Source organism: Brevundimonas sp. (genome assembly GCF_035999125.1).
Lineage (GTDB): Bacteria > Pseudomonadota > Alphaproteobacteria > Caulobacterales > Caulobacteraceae > Brevundimonas.
The window spans coordinates 129,746-147,138 of the sequence record NZ_DASYGX010000006.1; the positions used below are offsets into that span (position 1 = coordinate 129,746).

A 17,393-nucleotide genomic window follows, 5' to 3' on the forward strand; every position below is an offset into this window, starting at 1 on the left:
AATCGGCTACTTGAGCCCAAAGGACGACGACCCTGATTTAGAACCGCCCAGGCATGCCTGTTCGCCCGGCGGTCCGGTACGCGAAGGCGCGGCTTTTAGGGGAAGCGGCCGGCGAACGCAATGGGGGCTCAACGCGCCGGGTTGTGGGTCTCCAGAAACCGGACCGTTTCGGTGAGCATCTGCTGACGGGTTTCGGCGCGGGACAGCCAGTGGTCCTCGCCCCTCAGCGGGATCAGTTCATGGGGCTTGCCCGCCCGCGTCAACGCTTCGGCGAAGATACGGCTCTGTTCATAGGGGACGACGGTGTCGTCTTCGCCGTGCAGCAGCAGGATCGGCGCGTCGGCCCGGTCCGCGAGGTGCGCCGGCGAAAAGGCGTCCAGACCGCGGTCGCCCAGCCGCTCGGCGCCCATGAAGCGGTTCCAGTACCGGACGACAGGGGAGTTCCTCAGCCCGCCGGCCTCGCTGGCGGACCACTGGACCATCCGGCGCAGATCGGAGACCCCGGCGATCGACACCGCGCAGCGATACACGCCCGGATCGAGCGTCGGCCCGGCCATCGCGGCATAGCCGCCGTAGCTGGCGCCGACGATGCAGACCCGCGCGGGATCGACGATCCCCTCCGCCGCCAGCCAGCGCACGCCGTCCGACAGATCGGTCTGCATCTTGCGGCCCCACTCGCCGTAGCCGGCCTCCAGATGGGCCTGGCCGAAGCCGTCCGATCCGCGGAACTGCGGCTGCAGGACCGCATATCCGCGCGACGCTAGGGCCTGCGCCCACCAGTCGAAGCCCATCACATCGCGCGCCGCCGGCCCGCCGTGAGGCAATACGACCAGGGCGAGGCCCTGCGGCTCCGTCGCGCCTGGGGGAAGGGTCAGATAGGCCGGGATGCGCAGGCCGTCCGCCGCGGCATAGGACACGGCGCGGACCTCTCCGACGCGCCCCGGGCCGAGCTCCGGATAGGCCTCGCCGATCACCTCGGCCAGGCCCCGGTCCAGATCGACCAGATGATAGGTGCCGGCGTCGTCCGTGCCTTCCGTGAACACCACCATCTGGCGCAGATCATGCGACCATGAGGTCACGCTGACCCGCTTGCCGTCGAAGGCCGTGCGCAGGGACCGCCAGGCCCGTTCCATGGCGGGATCCGTGTACTGGCGATGGTCCTCGCCTTCCCCCTGGGTCACCGCCCCCACCAGCAGCCGCGTGTGGGGATGGACGATCGGGGCGCTCGCCAAGGCGTCGAACGGCAGTTCCGAGAAGGTTCCGTCGGTCAGGTTCAGAAGATGAAGGCCGTCGGAACGGCCGTCCGGGGCGCCCGACACGACCACGGAGTTCAGGTCCGGCCCCAGAGAAACCAGGCCCGGCGGGTCCAGAAGGGCGGTGGTCTTCCATACGGTGCGCCAGAAGCCGCCGCGCATGACCTGGATCTCATACTCGCCGGTGCGTCCGTCGTAGCGGGCGCGGGCCACGGGACGCCCTTCGCCGTCCACCAGCCACCCGCCGCCGCCTGACCGGTCCGGCCGCTCGACCGGCCGCCCCGCGCCCGTGTCCGGGTCGATTCGGAACAGACCGTAGCCGTCGTAGCCTGCGCCGCCGACCAGGAAGATCCCCTCCCCGTCGACCAGCCGCAGAATGGGCGAGCCGCCCAGTCGGGGAAGGATGCCCGGCGTCCGGTCGAAGGCATTCACGACCCGGCGCGTCTCGATCGAATAGATCTTGCCCTCGAAAAGCTCGGCGGCCCTCAATCCCGTGACCATTCCGGACTGCGTCGCCGACGTGGACAGGACCACGTGGGTCTCACCGATCCACCCCAGATCCCTGACCTTCACGTCGCCTGCACGGACCCCGCCGATCACGCTCATGTCCGACAGGTCATGGATGATCAGGCTGCGCTCTTCGCCGACCACGGCGAGATAGGCCAGGCGATCGCCGCTGGGCGAGACCTGGGCCATGTCCATGGCGGGCATCGCTCCATAGACGGACAGGGGCGCCGGTTCCGGCGACTGGGCCCGGGCTGCGGCCGATTGCAGAAGGGCGGCGACGGCGACCGCTCCCAGACCCTTGAGCAAGGTGCTTCCGAACGACATGGCTCTCCCCCCGAATGCGCCCGAGAGGAGACGCTAGCGGGAGGGAGCGCGGCGGCCAAGTCCCGCGAGGCGTCCCGATGACCCGCCTACTTCGGCGCCAGGATCATGATCATCTGGCGGCCCTCCATGCGGGGGGCGTATTCGACCTTGGCGACTTCCTCGAAGTCGGCCTGAACCTTGTTCAGCAGCTTCATGCCAAGTTCGGGGTGGGCCATCTCGCGGCCGCGGAAACGCAGCGTCACCTTGACCTTGTCCCCCTCCTCGAAGAAGCGGTGCATGGCCTTGGCCTTCACGTCGTAGTCGTGGGTGTCGATGTTGGGGCGGAGCTTGATCTCCTTCAGCTCCACGACCTTCTGCTTCTTGCGGGCGGCGGCCTTCTTCTTCTGCTCTTCAAAGCGGAATTTGCCGTAGTCCAGGATCTTGCAGACCGGCGGCTCGGACGTCGACACGATCTGAACCAGGTCCAGGCCCGCCTCTTCGGCGGCCTCCAGAGCGGCCGACAGGGGCATCACGCCCTGCTTCTCGCCGTTCTGGTCGATCAGAAGCACCCGCGGCGCGCGGATGTCCTGGTTCATCGGGGGGCCGTCCTTCACGGGCGGCGCTTGCATCGGTCTACGAATGGGCGTCGGTTCCTTGTCTCTATTCAAACGCGGTGGGGAGCAGGCGCGCGCGGGCCTGCGGTCGCTCTCCGCGGCGGCAATATGCCGATGCGGCGGGGTTTCTTCAAGGCGCGTCGGGCGTCAGGCAGGCGGATGAGCGTCGTGAAGCGCGATCACGGCGCCGAACACGTGATCGACGGTCAGGTTCTCGATCGGCGCGAACTGACCGCGCGTCTCGTTCGAGGCGACCGTGCGCGTTCGGGGGCCCCAAGGGCCGTACAGCCACCACTCGGTCGGCCCGAACAGGCCCAGCGTCGGCCGCCGCGCTGCGGCGGCCACGTGCATCAGGCCGGAATCGTTGCCGACGAACAGAGCCGCCCGGTCGATGGCGGCGGCCGAGGCCAAAATGTCGCCCTTGCCCACGAAGTCGATCCCGCGCGGCCCCGCCGCCTCCAGAGCCGGGGTCGCAGGCGGACGGTCGCCCGGACCGCCCACGGGCATGAAGCGCCAGCCGTCGAAGCGCGGCTCGGCCTTCAGCCGTTCGACCAGGGCGCCCCAGCGGTCGGCGGGCCAGCTTTTGCCGGGCTGATGGGCGATGGGGGCCAATGCAAGGATCGGCCCCGGTCCGCCCCCCGCGGCCAGTTGCGGGTCGATGACAGCCGCCGCCTCGGCCCGCGCGCGGTCGTCCAGGAAGATTTCGGGATGCAGCGGCTCCGAGGCGCCCATCATGGCCGTCGCGGTCTCGACTTTGCGGCGGCCGGTCTCCAGCTTGCGGGAATAGACGACGCGCCGCTTCGCGTTCAGCGCCCAGGCCAGGGCCGACCCGCGCACGTCGATCACCAGATCCCAGCGTGTGCGCCGCGCTTGGGCCCACAGGTCGAACCAGTGGCCGGACAGGGACTTCTTGTCCCAGGGAATGACCTCGACCACCCCCGGCGCGGCGCGGAACAGCGGCGCGGGCGGACGGCCGCAGGCGACGGTGATCTCGGCTCCCGGCAGCTGTCGCCCGATCTCGCGGATCACCCCCGAAGAGATGACGCAGTCGCCGATACGGTTGGAGGTGACGAACAGAACCTGGGGGGCGGGCATGGCCACGCTCTCCTAGCCGAGGGTGACGGCGCCGGGAAGTCGCGGCACAAGGCGGGCATGAGCGAGCTTCAGCGACTGACCCGCCCCGACGGCGAAACCCTGGCCTTCAAGCAGGTGACCGGCGCCGGTCCGACCGTGCTGTGGATCGGCGGCTTCCGCTCGGACATGGAGGGGACCAAGGCGCTGGCGCTGGACGCCGCGGCGCGGGAGCGCGGCTGGAATTTCGTCCGCTACGACCACTTCGCCCACGGCGCCTCTTCGGGCGACTGGGAACAGGCGACGATCGGGCGGTGGCGCGAGGACGCGATCGCCTTGGTCGATCAGATGGACGGGCCCGTACTGCCGGTCGGATCTTCCATGGGGGGGTGGGTGGCGCTGTTGCTGGCGCAGGCTCGGCCGGAGCGGACGGCGGGTCTGGTGCTGGTCAATCCGGCGACGGACTTCACCGATCGGCTGATGTGGCCGTCGCTGCAGGACCACGTCCGTCACGCGATCCTGCGCGACGGCCGTGCGGAGATCGAAGAACCCGGTCTGGGCCGCCATGCCCTGACCCGCCGCATGTTCGAGGAGGCGCGCGACTGGATGTTGCTGAACGCCGAGCTCGATCTCACCGGCCCGGTTCATGTGCTGCAGGGGCGACGGGACGACGTGGTGCCCTGGTCGCATCAGATAAGCCTGGTCGAGCGGTTGAATCGCGCACAGGTGCGGCTGGAGCTGGTTCCGGACGGCGACCACCGCCTGTCGACGCCCGCCGATCTGGCGCGGCTGGTCGAAATGGTCGAGGAGATGCGGCGCGTGGCCTGAGTCTGCGGATCAGCCGTTGGAGGCGGGACGCAGGGCGCTGGCCTGACCCGCGCGGCGCTCGCCGCCGGCCAGGATGACGCGGTCGATGCGGGCCTTCTCGGCGCGGAAGGCGGTCAGCTCGGCGCCCGACAGGATGGTGCCTTCCTGGGTCTTCACGCCGGCCGGATTGATCCGCTGGCCGTTGCGCCAGATCTCATAGTGCAGGTGCGGCCCCGTGGAGGCGCCGGTCGAACCGACGTAGGCCACCACTTGGCCCTGCCGCACGCGCTGGCCGGGACGGATGCCCGAGGCATAGCGCGAGAGGTGGCCATAGCCGCTTTCCAGCCCGTTGGAGTGGCGGATGCGCAACCAGTTGCCGTAGCCACCCCAACGTCGCGCCTCGACCACCACGCCGTCGGCCGGCGCCACGATGGGCGTGCCGGTGCCGGCGGCGAAGTCGATGCCCTGGTGCATCCGGCGATAACCGGAGATCGGGTGGCGGCGATAGCCGAAGGACGAACTCATGCGATAGCCGCCGGCCAGCGGCGTGCGCATGAAGGCCGAACGCGTGTTCTTGCCCGTGGCGTCGAAATACTGGGTCTCGCCGCCGCCCACGGGCTTGTAGCGATAGAAGACCTGGCCCTTCAGCTCGGCGTAGAGCAGCTCGCCCGTCTCGACCACGCGGCCCGTCTCGGTGACGGTGCGGGCGAAGACCAGGGTGAACTCGTCCGAGCCCTTGATGTCCCGGTCCATGTCGAACTTGTGCGAGAACAGCTGAACCGCCTTGCGGGTCACGGCGCCCGAGGCGCCCATGCGCTGGGCCGTCGCGTACAGCGACCCTTTGACCTCGCTCTTAAGCACCACGGTCTCATGGGTGACCTTCTCCTCCAGCGCGCGCAGGCGCAGGGCGCCGTCGAAGGTGCGCGACACGGTCAACTGGCTGGCCGGTCCGGTCCGCATGGTCAGGCCGATCAGGCGGCTGTCGCCGCCGCGGCCGCCGCGGGGACGAGCGACGGCGGTCTCGAACTTCAGTCCGGCGCCCAGTTGGCTGACGTCGAAGGCGCCGGCGATGGTGGCGACCACCGCCTTGGCCTCTTCCAGGCCCACGCCGGTGCGGCGGATGGCCTGTTCGAAGGTCTCGCCCTTGCGGATCTGGACCTGCATCGATTCCGGCGCGGTCAGGCCCGCGGGCGACCCGGCGGCGGCCAGGGCGCGCGCTTCCAGCGCGGCCAGCTGCTCGACGGTCATGGGGGCGGGGGTTTCGGCGCGGACCGGCTGGTAGACGCGCCCGGCCAGCAGGGTGACGGCCACGGCGGCGGCGATCGTGAACACGTGAGGGGCAACCCGCATGGGCTGGCGACGTGGATCGAACTGAGCCATCGGTACCCGGCAATCGACGACGCCCGGCGGCGCCAAACCACTTGTAAGCAAGGTTCGCGCCGGCCCGGTCCCCCCGGAAGCGCGACCCGGCTATAGCCTCTCGGAGTCCCGATGTGAAGCATCTCCATTACCAATCGTTAAACCGAAGGCGGGGTTTGTGTATTTCCAAGTCTCGGCGGCCGGTTTCGCCGAGGGACGCCCAGTCGAAAATCAGGAACGCGGCGTGAACGCGAAAAGCCGAAATCGTGACCTTGGCCGTTGGGCCGACGCTGCACTTGGAGTGACCTTTGCGCCACTTGGCCGTGGCTCGTCTGCCACGAGGTCGAGCAACTTCGGGACTGAGATGGACGCGGCGTCGTGACCGAAACGGAACAGCCGCCGATCCGCGCGCACCGACGCCGGGGTCGGACCTTGGTGCGGGCGCTCGTGATCGCCGTCGTCGTGGTGCTGGTCGTCGGGCTCGCCGCCTGGCTGGGCCGCCGCACCGTGGCGCGCGAGGCGGTGGTCTTCTGGCTGGAGCGGCGGGGCGTCGCGGCTGAGGTGCGGATCGATCGACTGGAACTGAACGGCATGGTCGGCGCCGTGACCCTGGGCGACCCGCGCGACCCTCAGGTCGTCGCCCCCCGCGTCGAGGTGGACTGGACGGTGGGGGCGCCGTGGCGCGCCGGCGGCCTGGGACCCAAGCCGACGCGCATTCGGCTGGTCGGATCGACGGTGCGTGCGCGCTGGACCGGACGTCGGCTCAGCTTCGGCCAGCTGGACCCCCTGATCGACGAGTTCGCCCGCCGTCCGGCCCGCACCGACGAGGTCGGTCCCGTCATCCTGCTGGAAAAGGCGGTGGTCCGGCTCGATTCCGACTGGGGACGGACGACGATGCTGGGCGACGCCCGCGTCGCCGACGGACGGCTGGCGAGCCTCGAGGCGGTGCTGCCGTCGGCCGATTATAGGAACGGCGTGCGCTTCGTGCGCGCGGCCGGCGGGCGGGTCAACCTGGCGACGGCGTCGGGGCGGACCCGGTTCGACCTGACGCTGGCGATCGCCGAGGCGGATCTGCCCGGTGTGCGCGGTGCGGGTCTTGATCTGAGAGCCCGGGGCGCCGCCGCCTACCCGGACGTCGGGCGCCGATCCGCCGACGGGCCGGCCCGTCTGGACTTGGCCTTCGCCGCCGACCGTATGGCTTCCGGCGGCTGGTCCGGCACAGACGTCTCGGGCGGGATCGACTTCGTGGGCGAGGCGACGGGCGCCGGGGCCGGCCTGACGGTCACCGGCCTCAGCACGCTCGACCTCTCGGCCGCCGAAGTGGACGGAACCGTTCGTGCGCGGGGGGCGCGGGTCAAGGCGACCGGCGCCCCGACCCGTCTGGTCTTCGACGACGGCGGCCCCCTGTGGCGGCTGGACGGGCCCGTGTCGATCGCCGCGTCGTCGGTCGATGGGCAGGGCTTCGCCTTGCGCGGGCTGGACGCCGCCTCGACGGAGCTGACGCTGGGCGGGCGCGGCGTCACGTGGGAGGCGTCGGGCTCAACGCTGCTGCGCGCGTCGCGCGTCGAGACCGGCGGGCTGACTCTGACGGGCGTGGCGTCGCGTGGCGCGCTGGACCTGGTCGCCGACGGGCCCCTTCGCCTGACGTTGACGGGCGTGGCGTCGGCCACCGGCGGTCGCTGGCCCTTGCTGGGGGCGCCCGGGCGGGACGACGTGCCCGAACTGGCGACGTTGAAGGGCGCCCTTTCGGACTTCTCCCTGTCCGCGCCCGCCTACCGACTGGCGGTCGGGCCAAGTGGAACGACCGTGGAGACACCGCAGGGGCTGACGATCCGGCCTCGGAGAGGAGGGTCCGCCACGATCACCCCCGCCGGCGGCCCCGTCCTGATCGACGCGCTCGGCGCCGCGCCGCGCGGGGCTTTCGACCTGGCGATGAGCGGGGGCGGCCTGCCCGAGGCGCGGGTGCGGGTGACCGGGTGGCGGATGACCAGCGGCGGCCTTCAGGCGGATCTGACGGGCCGGGCGGCGCTGGACTTTGGGCTGGGCCGCGGCGTCACCCTGGACGCGGCGGGGCGTCTGGCCACGACGGCGGCGGGCCTGACCTTCACGACGTCGCGTTGCACGCCGCTGACCGTCGAACGGCTGGAACTGGGCGAGAACGACGTGATCGACGTCGCCGGAAGCCTGTGCCCGACGGGCCGGCCGCTGGTGACGGTGGCCGACGGCGGGTGGCGCGTGGACGGTCGTCTGGCGGACGTCTCGGCCCGAGCCCCCTTCCTGGCTCTGCGCGTCGAGGCGGGCCAGGGGCCGCTGACCGTTCGCGGCACGCCCGGCGGCCTGGGCCTGACGGTCGGCGTCGAGCGGGCCCGTGTGATCGACGCCACGGATCCGCTCAGGTTCCACCCGCTGCAAGCGTCGGGCCGGGCGTCGCTGGCGAACGACCGCTGGAACGGCGTCTTCGACCTGGCCGAGGGGGAGACGCCCGTCGGGCGGCTGACGTTGGCGCACGACGGGCCGACCGGCGTCGGCGGCGTGGATGTCATGTCGGAGGATCTGATCTTCGCCGAGGGCGGACTGCAGCCGTCCGACCTGACGCCGCTGGGCGCGGATTTGATCCGGTCGCCGGTTTCGGGCCGGGTCCGGTTCGACGGGCGGATCGACTGGACGGCTCAGCCCGGCGGCGGGTCGAGCGGCGGCCTGTTGACGCTCGAAGACCTGGACTTCGACAGCCCCGCGGGCCCGGTCGAAGGCCTGTCGGGTCAAATCCGGCTGACCAATCTGGCCCCGCTGGAAACCGCGCCGGACCAGACCGTGACGATCGCCAAGGTCGCGGCCCTGACGGACGCGACCGATCTCACCCTGAGGTTCGACCTGAACAAGGCCATGCTGAACCTGGATGCCGCCTCGGTCGCGGCGGCAGGCGGCACGGTGACCTTGGAGCCCACAACCCTGCCGCTGGCCCCGGATCAGCCCTGGTCCGGCGTGCTGCTGCTGGACCGCATCCAGATCGGCGACCTGATCTCGCCGACGGGCCTGGCCGACAAGGTGGCCGTGGACGCCATGGTGTCCGGCCGGGTGCCCTTCACCTGGACTCCGGGTCAGGGGGCGACGGTGCAGGGCGGAAGTCTGTATTCCGTCCAGCCGGGCCGACTGTCGATCCAGCGCGAGGCGTTGTCGGGGCTGGACGCGGGCGGCGGGGGCGAGGCTGTGCCGCCGGGCACGGTCGAGCAACTGGCCTATCAAGCCATGGAGAACCTGGCCTTCGACGAGCTGACGGCGGCGATGGACAGCGTCGACGGCGGGCGTCTGGCGCTGCGCTTCCACATCCTGGGCCGGCATGATCCTCCGGTGAGGCAGGAGCTGCGGCTGGGCTGGCTGGAGCTGATCCGCCGCGACTTCCTGAATCGGACCGACCTGCCGCTGCCTTCGGACACCGGCATCGACCTGACGCTGGACGTGGACCTGAACATCAACCAATTGATTTCCGACCTGCTGGCGATCCAGCGGGCGCGGGAGGGGAACTCCGACTGAGCCGGTCGCGTTGGCCCGTTCAGACCGCGTTCATTCCTGACTTGGCCATATGTCTTCGAACGCTTTCGCAGGATGACCGCCCATGAAGATCGACATGAAGCGCGCCGCCGCCCACCTGGCCCTGGGGCTGACCGCCGTGACGCTGGTCGCCTGCACGCCGACGGTGCGCCTGCAGGTCGATCCGATCCAGATCTACGCCAAGCTGGACGCCGACGTCCGCGTCCGCCTGGACCGCGAACTGGAGCAGCTGCTCCAAGAAAACCCCAACCTGTTCTGAACGTGACCGGGGGAGACAGACCATGACCTTCCGCAAGACCTTCGTCGCCGTCGCCGCCGTGGCGGCCCTGGCCTTCGCCGCCGCGGGCGCGGCCTTCGCCCAGTCCGCCGAGCAGAAGGCGCTGGTCGACCGCGCCAAGGCCGAGGGGACCGTGGGCGAACAGGCCGACGGCTTCCTGGGCTTCCGCGTCGCCTCGACCGACGCCGGGCTGCAGACCGCCGTCCGGATCACCAACGACGGCCGCCGCGCCGCCTATGCGCGCGCCGCTGCCGACACCGGCGTCAGCGTCGACGTGGCCGCCGCCCGCGCCTTCGAGACCATCGTCCAGCCGCGCATCTCGTCCGGCCAGTGGTGGCGGAACGCCCAGGGACAGTGGGTGCGTCGCTGACGGCGGTGGGCGCCGCGCGCGTTCGGGATTAAGAAGCGGACCATGACCTCGCGTCTGGTCCGCTTTTTTCTGGCCCTGCTTCTGGCGCTGCTGACCGCGGCGGCGGCCACCTTCGGCGCGGCCGCGGCGTGGCGGGCCATCGGCGGGGCGGCCATGTCGGTCCATGGCTGGATCGCGCTCGGCCTGGGCATGTTCGGCAGTCTTGCTCTGGCCTGGGGCCTGATGACCCTGGCGTTCAAGTCGTCCCGCGAAGGCTGGGACGCGCGGGTGGACAACACCCTGGATCCGGGGCGGGACCGGACGGACGATTAGGCGGCGGCGCGGCGTCCGGCTCCCGGCTTCAGCAGGCCTTCCGACAGGGCGCGGACGACCGGCACCGCCACTGCGTCGCCCATAAGCTTCAATCCGGCGGACGCGGACGGCGGCAGGCGCCAGTCCTCCGGCACGCCCATCAGCCGGGCCGCCTCGCGCGGCGTCAGCCAGCGCAGCCGGGTCTGCGAGCCCTCGACCACAACGACCATCTGCCGCGACGAGCCGCCGGCGGGGGTCCGGAGACAGCCCGCCAGGCCGTCGAACCTGAGTTCGAGCCGCTGGGTCCGAATCCCGTCCTCGATCCGCACGCGGCGATAGCCGGCCGCGATCCGTCGCGCGCCGGACGCACGTTCCGCCTCCAGCCGCCGCCGGTGCAGGGGCGACAGCAGGGCCAGCGCCGCCGCCGCTCGCTCCGACGGGAACCAGTTCACCGAATCATCCGGTTCCAGAAGGGTCGCCAGATCGAGATTCCGGTGCGGCGGCGCGGCCAGCGACCACCAGGCCCAGTTCGCCCTGACCGCCTCCGGCAGCCGGTCGTGCGCAGCGATCAGACGGGAGGAGTGAAATGGGCCGTCGGGTCCGGTCGTCTCCGGCGGCGCGTCGCCGCGCACGGCCACGACGAACAGGCGGGGGCGCGACTGGGGCAGCCAGTGGGCGGCGTCGATCTCCAGCGCGCCGACGCGCCGGCCGCCCTCCGAAAGCGCCGCGCAGACCGCCGCGAAATCGGCGCCGCCGCCGGAGGTCAACAGGCCGCAGACGTTCTCCACCACGATGCCATCCGGGCCACGCCCCTCGGCGTCCAGCGCCCGCATCAGGTCAATGAAGCCCCAGAAGGCTCCGGACCGGCGTCCCGCCAGCCCGCCGCGCGCGCCGGCCAGGCTCAGGTCCTGACAGGGGGACGACGCCCAGGCCAGGTCGGCCCGCCCGGGCAGGTCGGCGGGCGTCAGGGCCCCGACGTCGCCCAGATGGAACGTCACCTCGGGATGGTTTTCCCGGAAGGCACGCCCCTTCGCCGGGTCCAGGTCATTGGCGAAGCCGATCCGCCAGCCGTGCAGCCCCATCCCCGCCAGACCGCCGCCGGCGAAGAATTCCCAGGCGACGGGGACGTCGGGCCGGTGATTCGACATTTCCGCAGCCTAACCGGTCCCGCCGCCCTTGACCTCCGTCCCCGCGCCGCGTCCGATGCCGGTGGTTTTCCGGAGTGCGCCATGCGTCTGATCCTGTCGTCCCTCGCCGCCCTCGCCCTGGCCGCCTGCGGCGAGGCCCGGGCGCCCGAGGAGCCCGCTCCCGCCCCCGAGCCGGCGCCCGTTCTGGGCGGCGTCGATCTGGGTCAGCCGATCCGGGCGCTGGGGACCGAGCCGTTCTGGGGCGTCGACATCGGGCCGGAGGGCATCGCCTATGAGGGCGTCGATCGCCCGCGCGAGGTCGCGCCGCGCGGCGAGGTGGAGCTGATGGGCACCATGGCCGTCTTCACCGGCACGACCGACAAGGGCCGGGCCATCACCGTCACCCTGATCGACACCGACTGCTCCGACGGCATGAGCGACCGTCTGTATCCCCTGACCGCCCGCGTCGAGATCGGCGAGGACACGCTGCAGGGCTGCGCCGCCGCCACCGCCGCGATCATGACCGCGGGCGAGAGCGGCCCGGTCCAGACGCCGCCGGCGGCGAACGTCCCTTAACGGTTCCCAAAGCGGTTTCGGCCAGCATGGCGGGATGACCGCCGTGCCCTCTCCCGACGACGCCGGCCCCATAGCGCCGGCCGACCTGCGCCCCCTGACCGCGCTCCGCTTCGTCGCGGCGGCCTGGGTGGTGCTCTACACCTGCTGGCCCTTTCTGGACGTCGGATTCACGCCGAACCTGGCGGCCAAGGGCTATCTGGGCGTCGAGCTGTTCTTCGTCCTGTCGGGCTTCATCCTGAGCCACGTCTATCTGGAGGCGTTCGGGACGAAACGCTTCGGCTACCGCAGCTTCCTGTGGGCCCGGATCGCGCGGGTCTATCCGCTGCATCTGGTCACCCTGCTGGGCGTCATGGCGCTGGCGATCGGGGCCGCGGCCGCCGGCATCGTCATGCAGGCGCGGGTCATTGACTGGCCGTCGTTGCCGGCGAACCTGCTGATGCTGCACGCCTGGGGCCTGGCGCCCGAGGCGGCGTTCAACCATCCGTCCTGGTCGATCTCGGCGGAATGGTTCGCCTATCTGACCTTCCCCGTCTTCGCCGCCGGCGCCTGGGCCCTGCGCGCCCGGCCGTGGCTGGCGGTCGCGGCCGCCGCCGCCGCCGTGATGGCGCTGTACGTCGTGTTCCAGCAGCTGGCGGGCTTCTCGTTGACGCAGGCCACCATTCGTTGGGGCGCCCTGCGGATCGTGCCGTGCTTCGCCCTGGGCTGCGCGCTCTATCTGGTGCATCGCCGCGGCGGCGTGGCCCGTCCGGGACTGCTCAGCGCGCTGGCCCTGATCCTGATCGTCGCCGCCGCCTCGGTTCAGGCGTGGGACGGGTTCATCGTGCTTCTGGGCGGCATGCTGATCCTGGCGCTGGGGTCGCTGGACAACGTCCGCGCCGGGCCCCTGTCCAGCTGGTTCGCCGTCTGGCTGGGCGAGATCTCCTACGCCCTGTACATGGTGCTGATCCCGTGGACGCTGGTGGCCGTGAACGGCGTCGCCCGTCTGACGGGGTCTGAGGACAAGACCTTCGCCCTGCCGGTCTGGCTGGGCATCGTGACGGGCGCCGTCGTGACCGCCGCGATCGCCCATCATTTGGTTGAAAAGCCCGCCCGTGCCTGGCTTCGGAACCTGCCTGCGCGGGGCCGAAACGCCGATCACGCGAAAGTCAGACAGGAAAAATCCCCCGCACGGGTTTCCCCGGCCGGGTGAATTCGGCTACCCAAGGCCCTCGATCCACCGGAACGGAGCACGCCTCATGCTGAAACGGCTCGCCGTCGCCCTGGTTGCGGCCGTCATCGGATTTTCTCCGCTGGCCCCCCAGATCGCCCAGGCTGACGCGCCGTATTGGCAGTGCGTGACCTTCGCCCGCCTGACCTCGGGCATCGAAATCCGCGGCGACGCCTGGACCTGGTGGGAAAGCGCCCAGGGTCAGTACCGCACCGGCTCGTCGCCGGAAGTCGGCTCTGTTTTGGTGTTCCGCCCGACCGGCCGCATGACGCGCGGGCACGTGGCGGTCGTCTCCGAAATCCTGACTGACCGCGTGATCCGCATCACCCACGCCAACTGGGGCGGCAGTCGCGGCAAGATCGAGGAGAACGTCACGGTCGCGGACGTGTCCGACGCCGGCGACTGGAGCGCGGTCAAGGTCTGGTACGCCCCGATCAACGACCTGGGATCGTCGGTCTATCCGGTCTACGGCTTCGTCCATAACGAGCGCCTGGGCGGGTCCACCCTGATCGCCTCGCTGCCGCTGTCTCTGGGCTGACCAGCATCCCATGATCCGCATCCATCGGCGCGGCGAGAACGGTTGCCGCGCCCTGGACGCACCGCCCGTCGGCGCGCTGGACCCCGACGTCCTGTGGGTCGATCTGATCGCGCCGTCGCGCGAAGAGGAGCTGTCGATCGAGCGGGCTCTGGGCGGCATTCCCCTTCCGACGCGCGAGGAGATGGCCGAGCTGGAAGCTTCCAGTCGTCTGTATCGCGAGCAGGGCGCCACCTACGTCACCGTCGATCTGCTGCACCGGGGCGACGAGGACGTGCCCTTCCTCGATCCGGTGACCTTCGTCCTGACGCCGGGCCCGCTCGTGACCATCCGCTACTTCGATCCACGCCCGTTCGCCATGATGGAGGCGGCGCTGGAACGGGATGAGGAGTTGTGCGTCACCGCGCCGGGCCTGGCTCTGCACCTGTTCGAAATGGTGATCGACCGGACGTCGGACGTCCTGTCCAAGACCGTCGCGCGCATGGAGGCGTTCAGCGACGAGATCTTCGCCGAACGAGGACGGGCCCGTAGCTTCGAGCCCTATGTGAACCGGCTGGGCCGCGTGCGTCAGGCGAACGCCCGACTGGAGCGGACGCTGGCGGGCCTGCTGCGCGCCTTCGTCTTTTTGGGTCTGGACGACCGGATCGAAAAGGACACGGAAGCCCGCGATCACCTGGCGTCCCTGACGCGCGACGCCCGCAGCCTGATCGACCACAATCACGCGGTGGCGGCCTCCATCGATTTCCAGCTGAACGCCGCCCTGGGTCTGATCAACATCCAGCAGTCGTCGATCATCAAGATCTTCTCGGTCGCCGCGGTCGCCTTCCTTCCGCCGACGCTGATCGCCTCGATCTACGGCATGAATTTCGACCACATGCCGGAGCTGGCCCAGCCCTGGGCCTATCCGGCTGCGCTGGGCGCCATGGTCGTGTCGGCGATCCTGCCGCTGGCCTGGTTCAAGAAGCGCGGCTGGCTGTGAGCCTTGCGTCCCGCCGGCGCGGACGCGACAAGGCGCCATGAGCGACTCCCGAGACGTCACCTACGCCGGCTATCTGGACCTCGACGTCCTGCTGACGGCGCAGAAGCCGCACTCCGACCAGCACGACGAGATGCTGTTCGTGGTCATTCACCAGACCAAGGAGCTGTGGCTCAAGCAGATGCTGCACGAGGTGGCGCTGGCCCAGCGGCTGGTCCGCGCCGGGGATCTGGTGCCCGCCTACAAGAGCCTGGCCCGCATCAGCCGCATCCAGGCCGTGATGACCCAGAGCTGGGACGTCCTGGCCACCATGACGCCCGCCGACTATCTGAACTTCCGCGCCGTCCTGGGGTCGTCGTCGGGGTTTCAGAGCGACCAGTTCCGCCGGTTCGAGGCGATGTTGGGCCTCAAGAACCCGGCTTTCCTGCGTCACCACGTGGACCGGCCCCACGCGCACGCGGCGCTGAAGGCGGCTATCGAGGCGCCCAGCCTGTATGACGACGCACTGGCCCGGCTGGCCGCGGCGGGGCTGGACGTGCCGGCCGAGATCCTGTCGCGCGACGTCTCCACGCCGCACGAGCCCAGCCCGGCGGTCGAGGAGGCGTGGCTGCGGGTCTATCGCCGGCCCCATGAGTTCTGGGAACTTTACCAGCTTGCTGAAAAGCTGGTCGACCTGGACGACGCTTTGCTGACCTGGCGGCACAAGCACGTGGTGACGGTGGAGCGGATCATCGGGCGACGCATGGGCACGGGCGGCACGGCCGGTGTGGGGTACCTGACCGAGACCCTGTCGCGGCGATGCTTCCCGGAGCTGTGGTCGATCCGGACCCGGCTCTAGAAGTCGCCGCTTTTCAACGGCCAAGCTGAAACCCGCCGGGCGTCCGGGCGCTTTGACCTCATCTTCCCCGATGAGAGGCAAATCCCATGACCGACGCCAACCGACACGACATCGACGTTCTGAACGGTCTGATCGAGACCACGCTGGACAGCGCCGACGGCTACGAGGAGGCCGCCAAGGAGACCGACGTCGCAACCTATCGCGACCGCTTCGTCAAGCGCGCGGGCGAGCGCCGCCGCGTCGCCGCCGACCTGCAGACCGCCGTGCGCGGCCTGGGCGCGACGCCGGAGGACGACGGCTCGATCCTGGCCAAGGCCCACCGCGCCTTCCTGGACGTGAAGCACGCCCTGCTGCGCGACGAGCAGGCGGTGGTGAACTCCGTCGAGAACGGCGAGGACTTCATCAAGGCCAAGTTCGAGCGCGCCCTGGAAGACGAAAAGCTGTCGGCCACGACGCGCGAAGTGGTCCGCCGCGCCTATCTGACCGTCAAGGACGGCCACGACGAGATGCGCGACCTGAAGCACGCTCTGGAAGGCGCCGACGGCCGTCCGGTCACGACGACGCCCCCGGACGGACGGCCGCTGTCGATGTGAATCGCGTCACACGGCATGAAAAAGGGCCCCGGATCGATCCGGGACCCTTCGTCCCTCGACGTCGGAGCCTCACTCGCCCGCGGCGATCTCACGATAGCGGGCGGCCAGCACGTTGATGTCGCCCTCGATCGGCTCGATGCCTTCCGACAGGGTCGAATCGCAGGCGTAGGCCATGATGGTGGCGCTGGTGGCCGTCATGTTGACGTCGGTCCAGTCCGGCTCGTCGGCGATGCTGCCCATAAGGCCGCCGCCCAAGTCATAGGCGGTGGCGGCGGGCGTGCGGAACCGGCGACCGGGGCAGTCGAACTCGTAGGCCATGTCCAGCCGCGCGATCCCGTCCTGCACGGCGTTCGGGGCGCTGAGGACCGAGATCGTGACCTTGGCCTGCGACCCCGACCGCGAACGCGTGCCGCCCGCCGCCAGGATCAGGTTCTCGTCGGCCAGATCCATGATGTAGTACGGGCCCGAGTTGGCGACCGGATCCTGGGCCTGCGCGGGCAGGGCGACGACCGCCACGGCGGCGGCGAAGAGCGAGAGAAGGGGCAGGCGCATTCCGAAGGCTCCACGAGGGTCGACGATGAGGAACGCACCCTACCGCGCCTGGATTTCGCCGCAATCCCGCTCGCCTCCCGCGTCATGTCCCGTCAGGAACGACGAAGGCCCGGACGCTCCGCCCGGGCCTTCTGAACTTCTGGAAGACGCGTGTTCGAGGATCAGCCCTCAGTCGCCTCCGGGGCCGCGTCGGCGGCGCCTTCGGACGGCACTTCCACGCCCTTGCGCTGGGTCTGGCGCTCGGCGATCCGGGCCGACTTGCCGCGACGGTCGCGCAGATAATACAGCTTGGCGCGACGCACGACGCCGCGACGCTTCACCTCGATGGCGTCGATGTTCGGGGACAGGATCGGGAATTTCCGCTCCACGCCCTCGCCGAACGAAATCTTGCGGACCGTGAAGGTCTCGTTCACGCCGCCGCCGTCACGGGCGATGCAGACACCTTCGAACGCCTGGATGCGCTCGCGCTCGCCTTCCTTGATCTTGACCATGACCCGCAGGGTGTCGCCGGGCTGGAAGTCCGGGATCTTGCGGTCGCCCAGGACGCGGGCTTTTTCTTCGGCTGCGATGGTCTGCAGAATGTTCATC

The 17,393-nt window shown here is 70.3% G+C and carries 18 protein-coding genes; 11 read left to right on the forward strand and 7 right to left on the reverse strand.

Annotated features, from left to right (window positions below):
- Positions 1–128: 128 nt before the first annotated feature.
- The 3 genes from VGN45_RS04530 to VGN45_RS04540 all read right to left on the reverse strand — a co-directional run bounded on the left by VGN45_RS04530 (position 129) and on the right by VGN45_RS04540 (position 3,772).
- On the reverse strand, positions 129–2,084 hold the full coding sequence (locus VGN45_RS04530; protein ID WP_327459805.1) for a S9 family peptidase: 1,956 nt from the start codon (positions 2,082–2,084) through the stop codon (positions 129–131).
- An 86-nt stretch (positions 2,085–2,170) separates the two neighbouring features.
- Positions 2,171–2,692 carry a translation initiation factor IF-3 gene (gene infC, locus VGN45_RS04535; RefSeq protein WP_327459807.1) on the reverse strand — a complete coding sequence of 174 codons (522 nt, stop codon included), beginning with the start codon at positions 2,690–2,692 and terminating at the stop codon, positions 2,171–2,173.
- Positions 2,693–2,824: 132 nt separating this feature from the next.
- Positions 2,825–3,772 (reverse strand): glycosyltransferase family 9 protein, encoded by a 948-nt coding sequence (locus VGN45_RS04540; RefSeq protein ID WP_327459809.1) that lies wholly within the window; start codon positions 3,770–3,772, stop codon positions 2,825–2,827.
- A gap of 57 nt (positions 3,773–3,829) precedes the next feature.
- On the opposite strand from VGN45_RS04540, the gene VGN45_RS04545 reads away from it, so the two are divergent.
- Complete coding sequence (locus VGN45_RS04545) at positions 3,830–4,576, forward strand: alpha/beta hydrolase (protein WP_327459812.1); 747 nt, start codon at positions 3,830–3,832, stop codon at positions 4,574–4,576.
- 9 nt (positions 4,577–4,585) lie between these two features.
- Here VGN45_RS04545 and VGN45_RS04550 read toward each other — a convergent pair whose 3' ends face one another.
- On the reverse strand, positions 4,586–5,887 hold the full coding sequence (locus VGN45_RS04550) for a M23 family metallopeptidase (RefSeq protein ID WP_327459814.1): 1,302 nt from the start codon (positions 5,885–5,887) through the stop codon (positions 4,586–4,588).
- 405 nt (positions 5,888–6,292) lie between these two features.
- Between VGN45_RS04550 and VGN45_RS04555 the strand changes: the two genes are divergently transcribed.
- From VGN45_RS04555 to VGN45_RS04570, 4 genes are all read left to right on the forward strand, one after another.
- Positions 6,293–9,445 (forward strand): intermembrane phospholipid transport protein YdbH family protein, encoded by a 3,153-nt coding sequence (locus VGN45_RS04555; RefSeq protein WP_327459816.1) that lies wholly within the window; start codon positions 6,293–6,295, stop codon positions 9,443–9,445.
- A 94-nt stretch (positions 9,446–9,539) separates the two neighbouring features.
- Complete coding sequence (locus tag VGN45_RS04560; RefSeq protein ID WP_327460182.1) at positions 9,540–9,722, forward strand: YnbE family lipoprotein; 183 nt, start codon at positions 9,540–9,542, stop codon at positions 9,720–9,722.
- A gap of 22 nt (positions 9,723–9,744) precedes the next feature.
- Entirely contained in the window at positions 9,745–10,110 is a 366-nt protein-coding gene (locus tag VGN45_RS04565) for a DUF1318 domain-containing protein (RefSeq protein ID WP_327459818.1), read from the forward strand.
- 42 nt (positions 10,111–10,152) lie between these two features.
- Complete coding sequence (locus tag VGN45_RS04570) at positions 10,153–10,422, forward strand: hypothetical protein (RefSeq protein WP_327459821.1); 270 nt, start codon at positions 10,153–10,155, stop codon at positions 10,420–10,422.
- Here the strand turns inward: VGN45_RS04570 and VGN45_RS04575 are convergent.
- Positions 10,419–11,549, reverse strand: a complete 1,131-nt coding sequence (locus VGN45_RS04575) for a DNA cytosine methyltransferase (protein WP_327459823.1) — start codon at positions 11,547–11,549, stop codon at positions 10,419–10,421. The genes VGN45_RS04570 and VGN45_RS04575 overlap by 4 nt on opposite strands.
- 81 nt (positions 11,550–11,630) lie before the next feature.
- On the opposite strand from VGN45_RS04575, the gene VGN45_RS04580 reads away from it, so the two are divergent.
- The 6 genes from VGN45_RS04580 (at position 11,631) to VGN45_RS04605 (ending at position 16,253) form a co-directional block, all read left to right on the forward strand.
- Positions 11,631–12,104 (forward strand): hypothetical protein, encoded by a 474-nt coding sequence (locus tag VGN45_RS04580; RefSeq protein ID WP_327459825.1) that lies wholly within the window; start codon positions 11,631–11,633, stop codon positions 12,102–12,104.
- Between the two features lie 34 nt (positions 12,105–12,138).
- Entirely contained in the window at positions 12,139–13,293 is a 1,155-nt protein-coding gene (locus VGN45_RS04585) for an acyltransferase (RefSeq protein WP_327459827.1), read from the forward strand.
- A gap of 46 nt (positions 13,294–13,339) precedes the next feature.
- Positions 13,340–13,849, forward strand: coding sequence for a CHAP domain-containing protein (locus tag VGN45_RS04590; protein ID WP_327459829.1), 510 nt, complete (start codon positions 13,340–13,342; stop codon positions 13,847–13,849).
- 10 nt (positions 13,850–13,859) lie between these two features.
- Positions 13,860–14,825 (forward strand): magnesium transporter CorA family protein, encoded by a 966-nt coding sequence (locus VGN45_RS04595; RefSeq protein ID WP_327459831.1) that lies wholly within the window; start codon positions 13,860–13,862, stop codon positions 14,823–14,825.
- 37 nt (positions 14,826–14,862) lie between these two features.
- The gene (locus VGN45_RS04600) at positions 14,863–15,660 is read left to right on the forward strand and encodes a tryptophan 2,3-dioxygenase (RefSeq protein WP_327459833.1); all 798 of its coding nucleotides are present in this window, start codon (positions 14,863–14,865) and stop codon (positions 15,658–15,660) included.
- Between the two features lie 86 nt (positions 15,661–15,746).
- On the forward strand, positions 15,747–16,253 hold the full coding sequence (locus VGN45_RS04605; RefSeq protein WP_327459835.1) for a PA2169 family four-helix-bundle protein: 507 nt from the start codon (positions 15,747–15,749) through the stop codon (positions 16,251–16,253).
- 69 nt (positions 16,254–16,322) lie between these two features.
- Here VGN45_RS04605 and VGN45_RS04610 read toward each other — a convergent pair whose 3' ends face one another.
- Together VGN45_RS04610 and rplS are read right to left on the reverse strand one after the other, a co-directional pair.
- Positions 16,323–16,805 (reverse strand): hypothetical protein, encoded by a 483-nt coding sequence (locus VGN45_RS04610; RefSeq protein WP_327459837.1) that lies wholly within the window; start codon positions 16,803–16,805, stop codon positions 16,323–16,325.
- A gap of 161 nt (positions 16,806–16,966) precedes the next feature.
- Positions 16,967–17,392, reverse strand: coding sequence for a 50S ribosomal protein L19 (gene rplS, locus VGN45_RS04615; RefSeq protein WP_327459839.1), 426 nt, complete (start codon positions 17,390–17,392; stop codon positions 16,967–16,969).
- Between the last annotated feature and the right edge of the window lies 1 nt (position 17,393).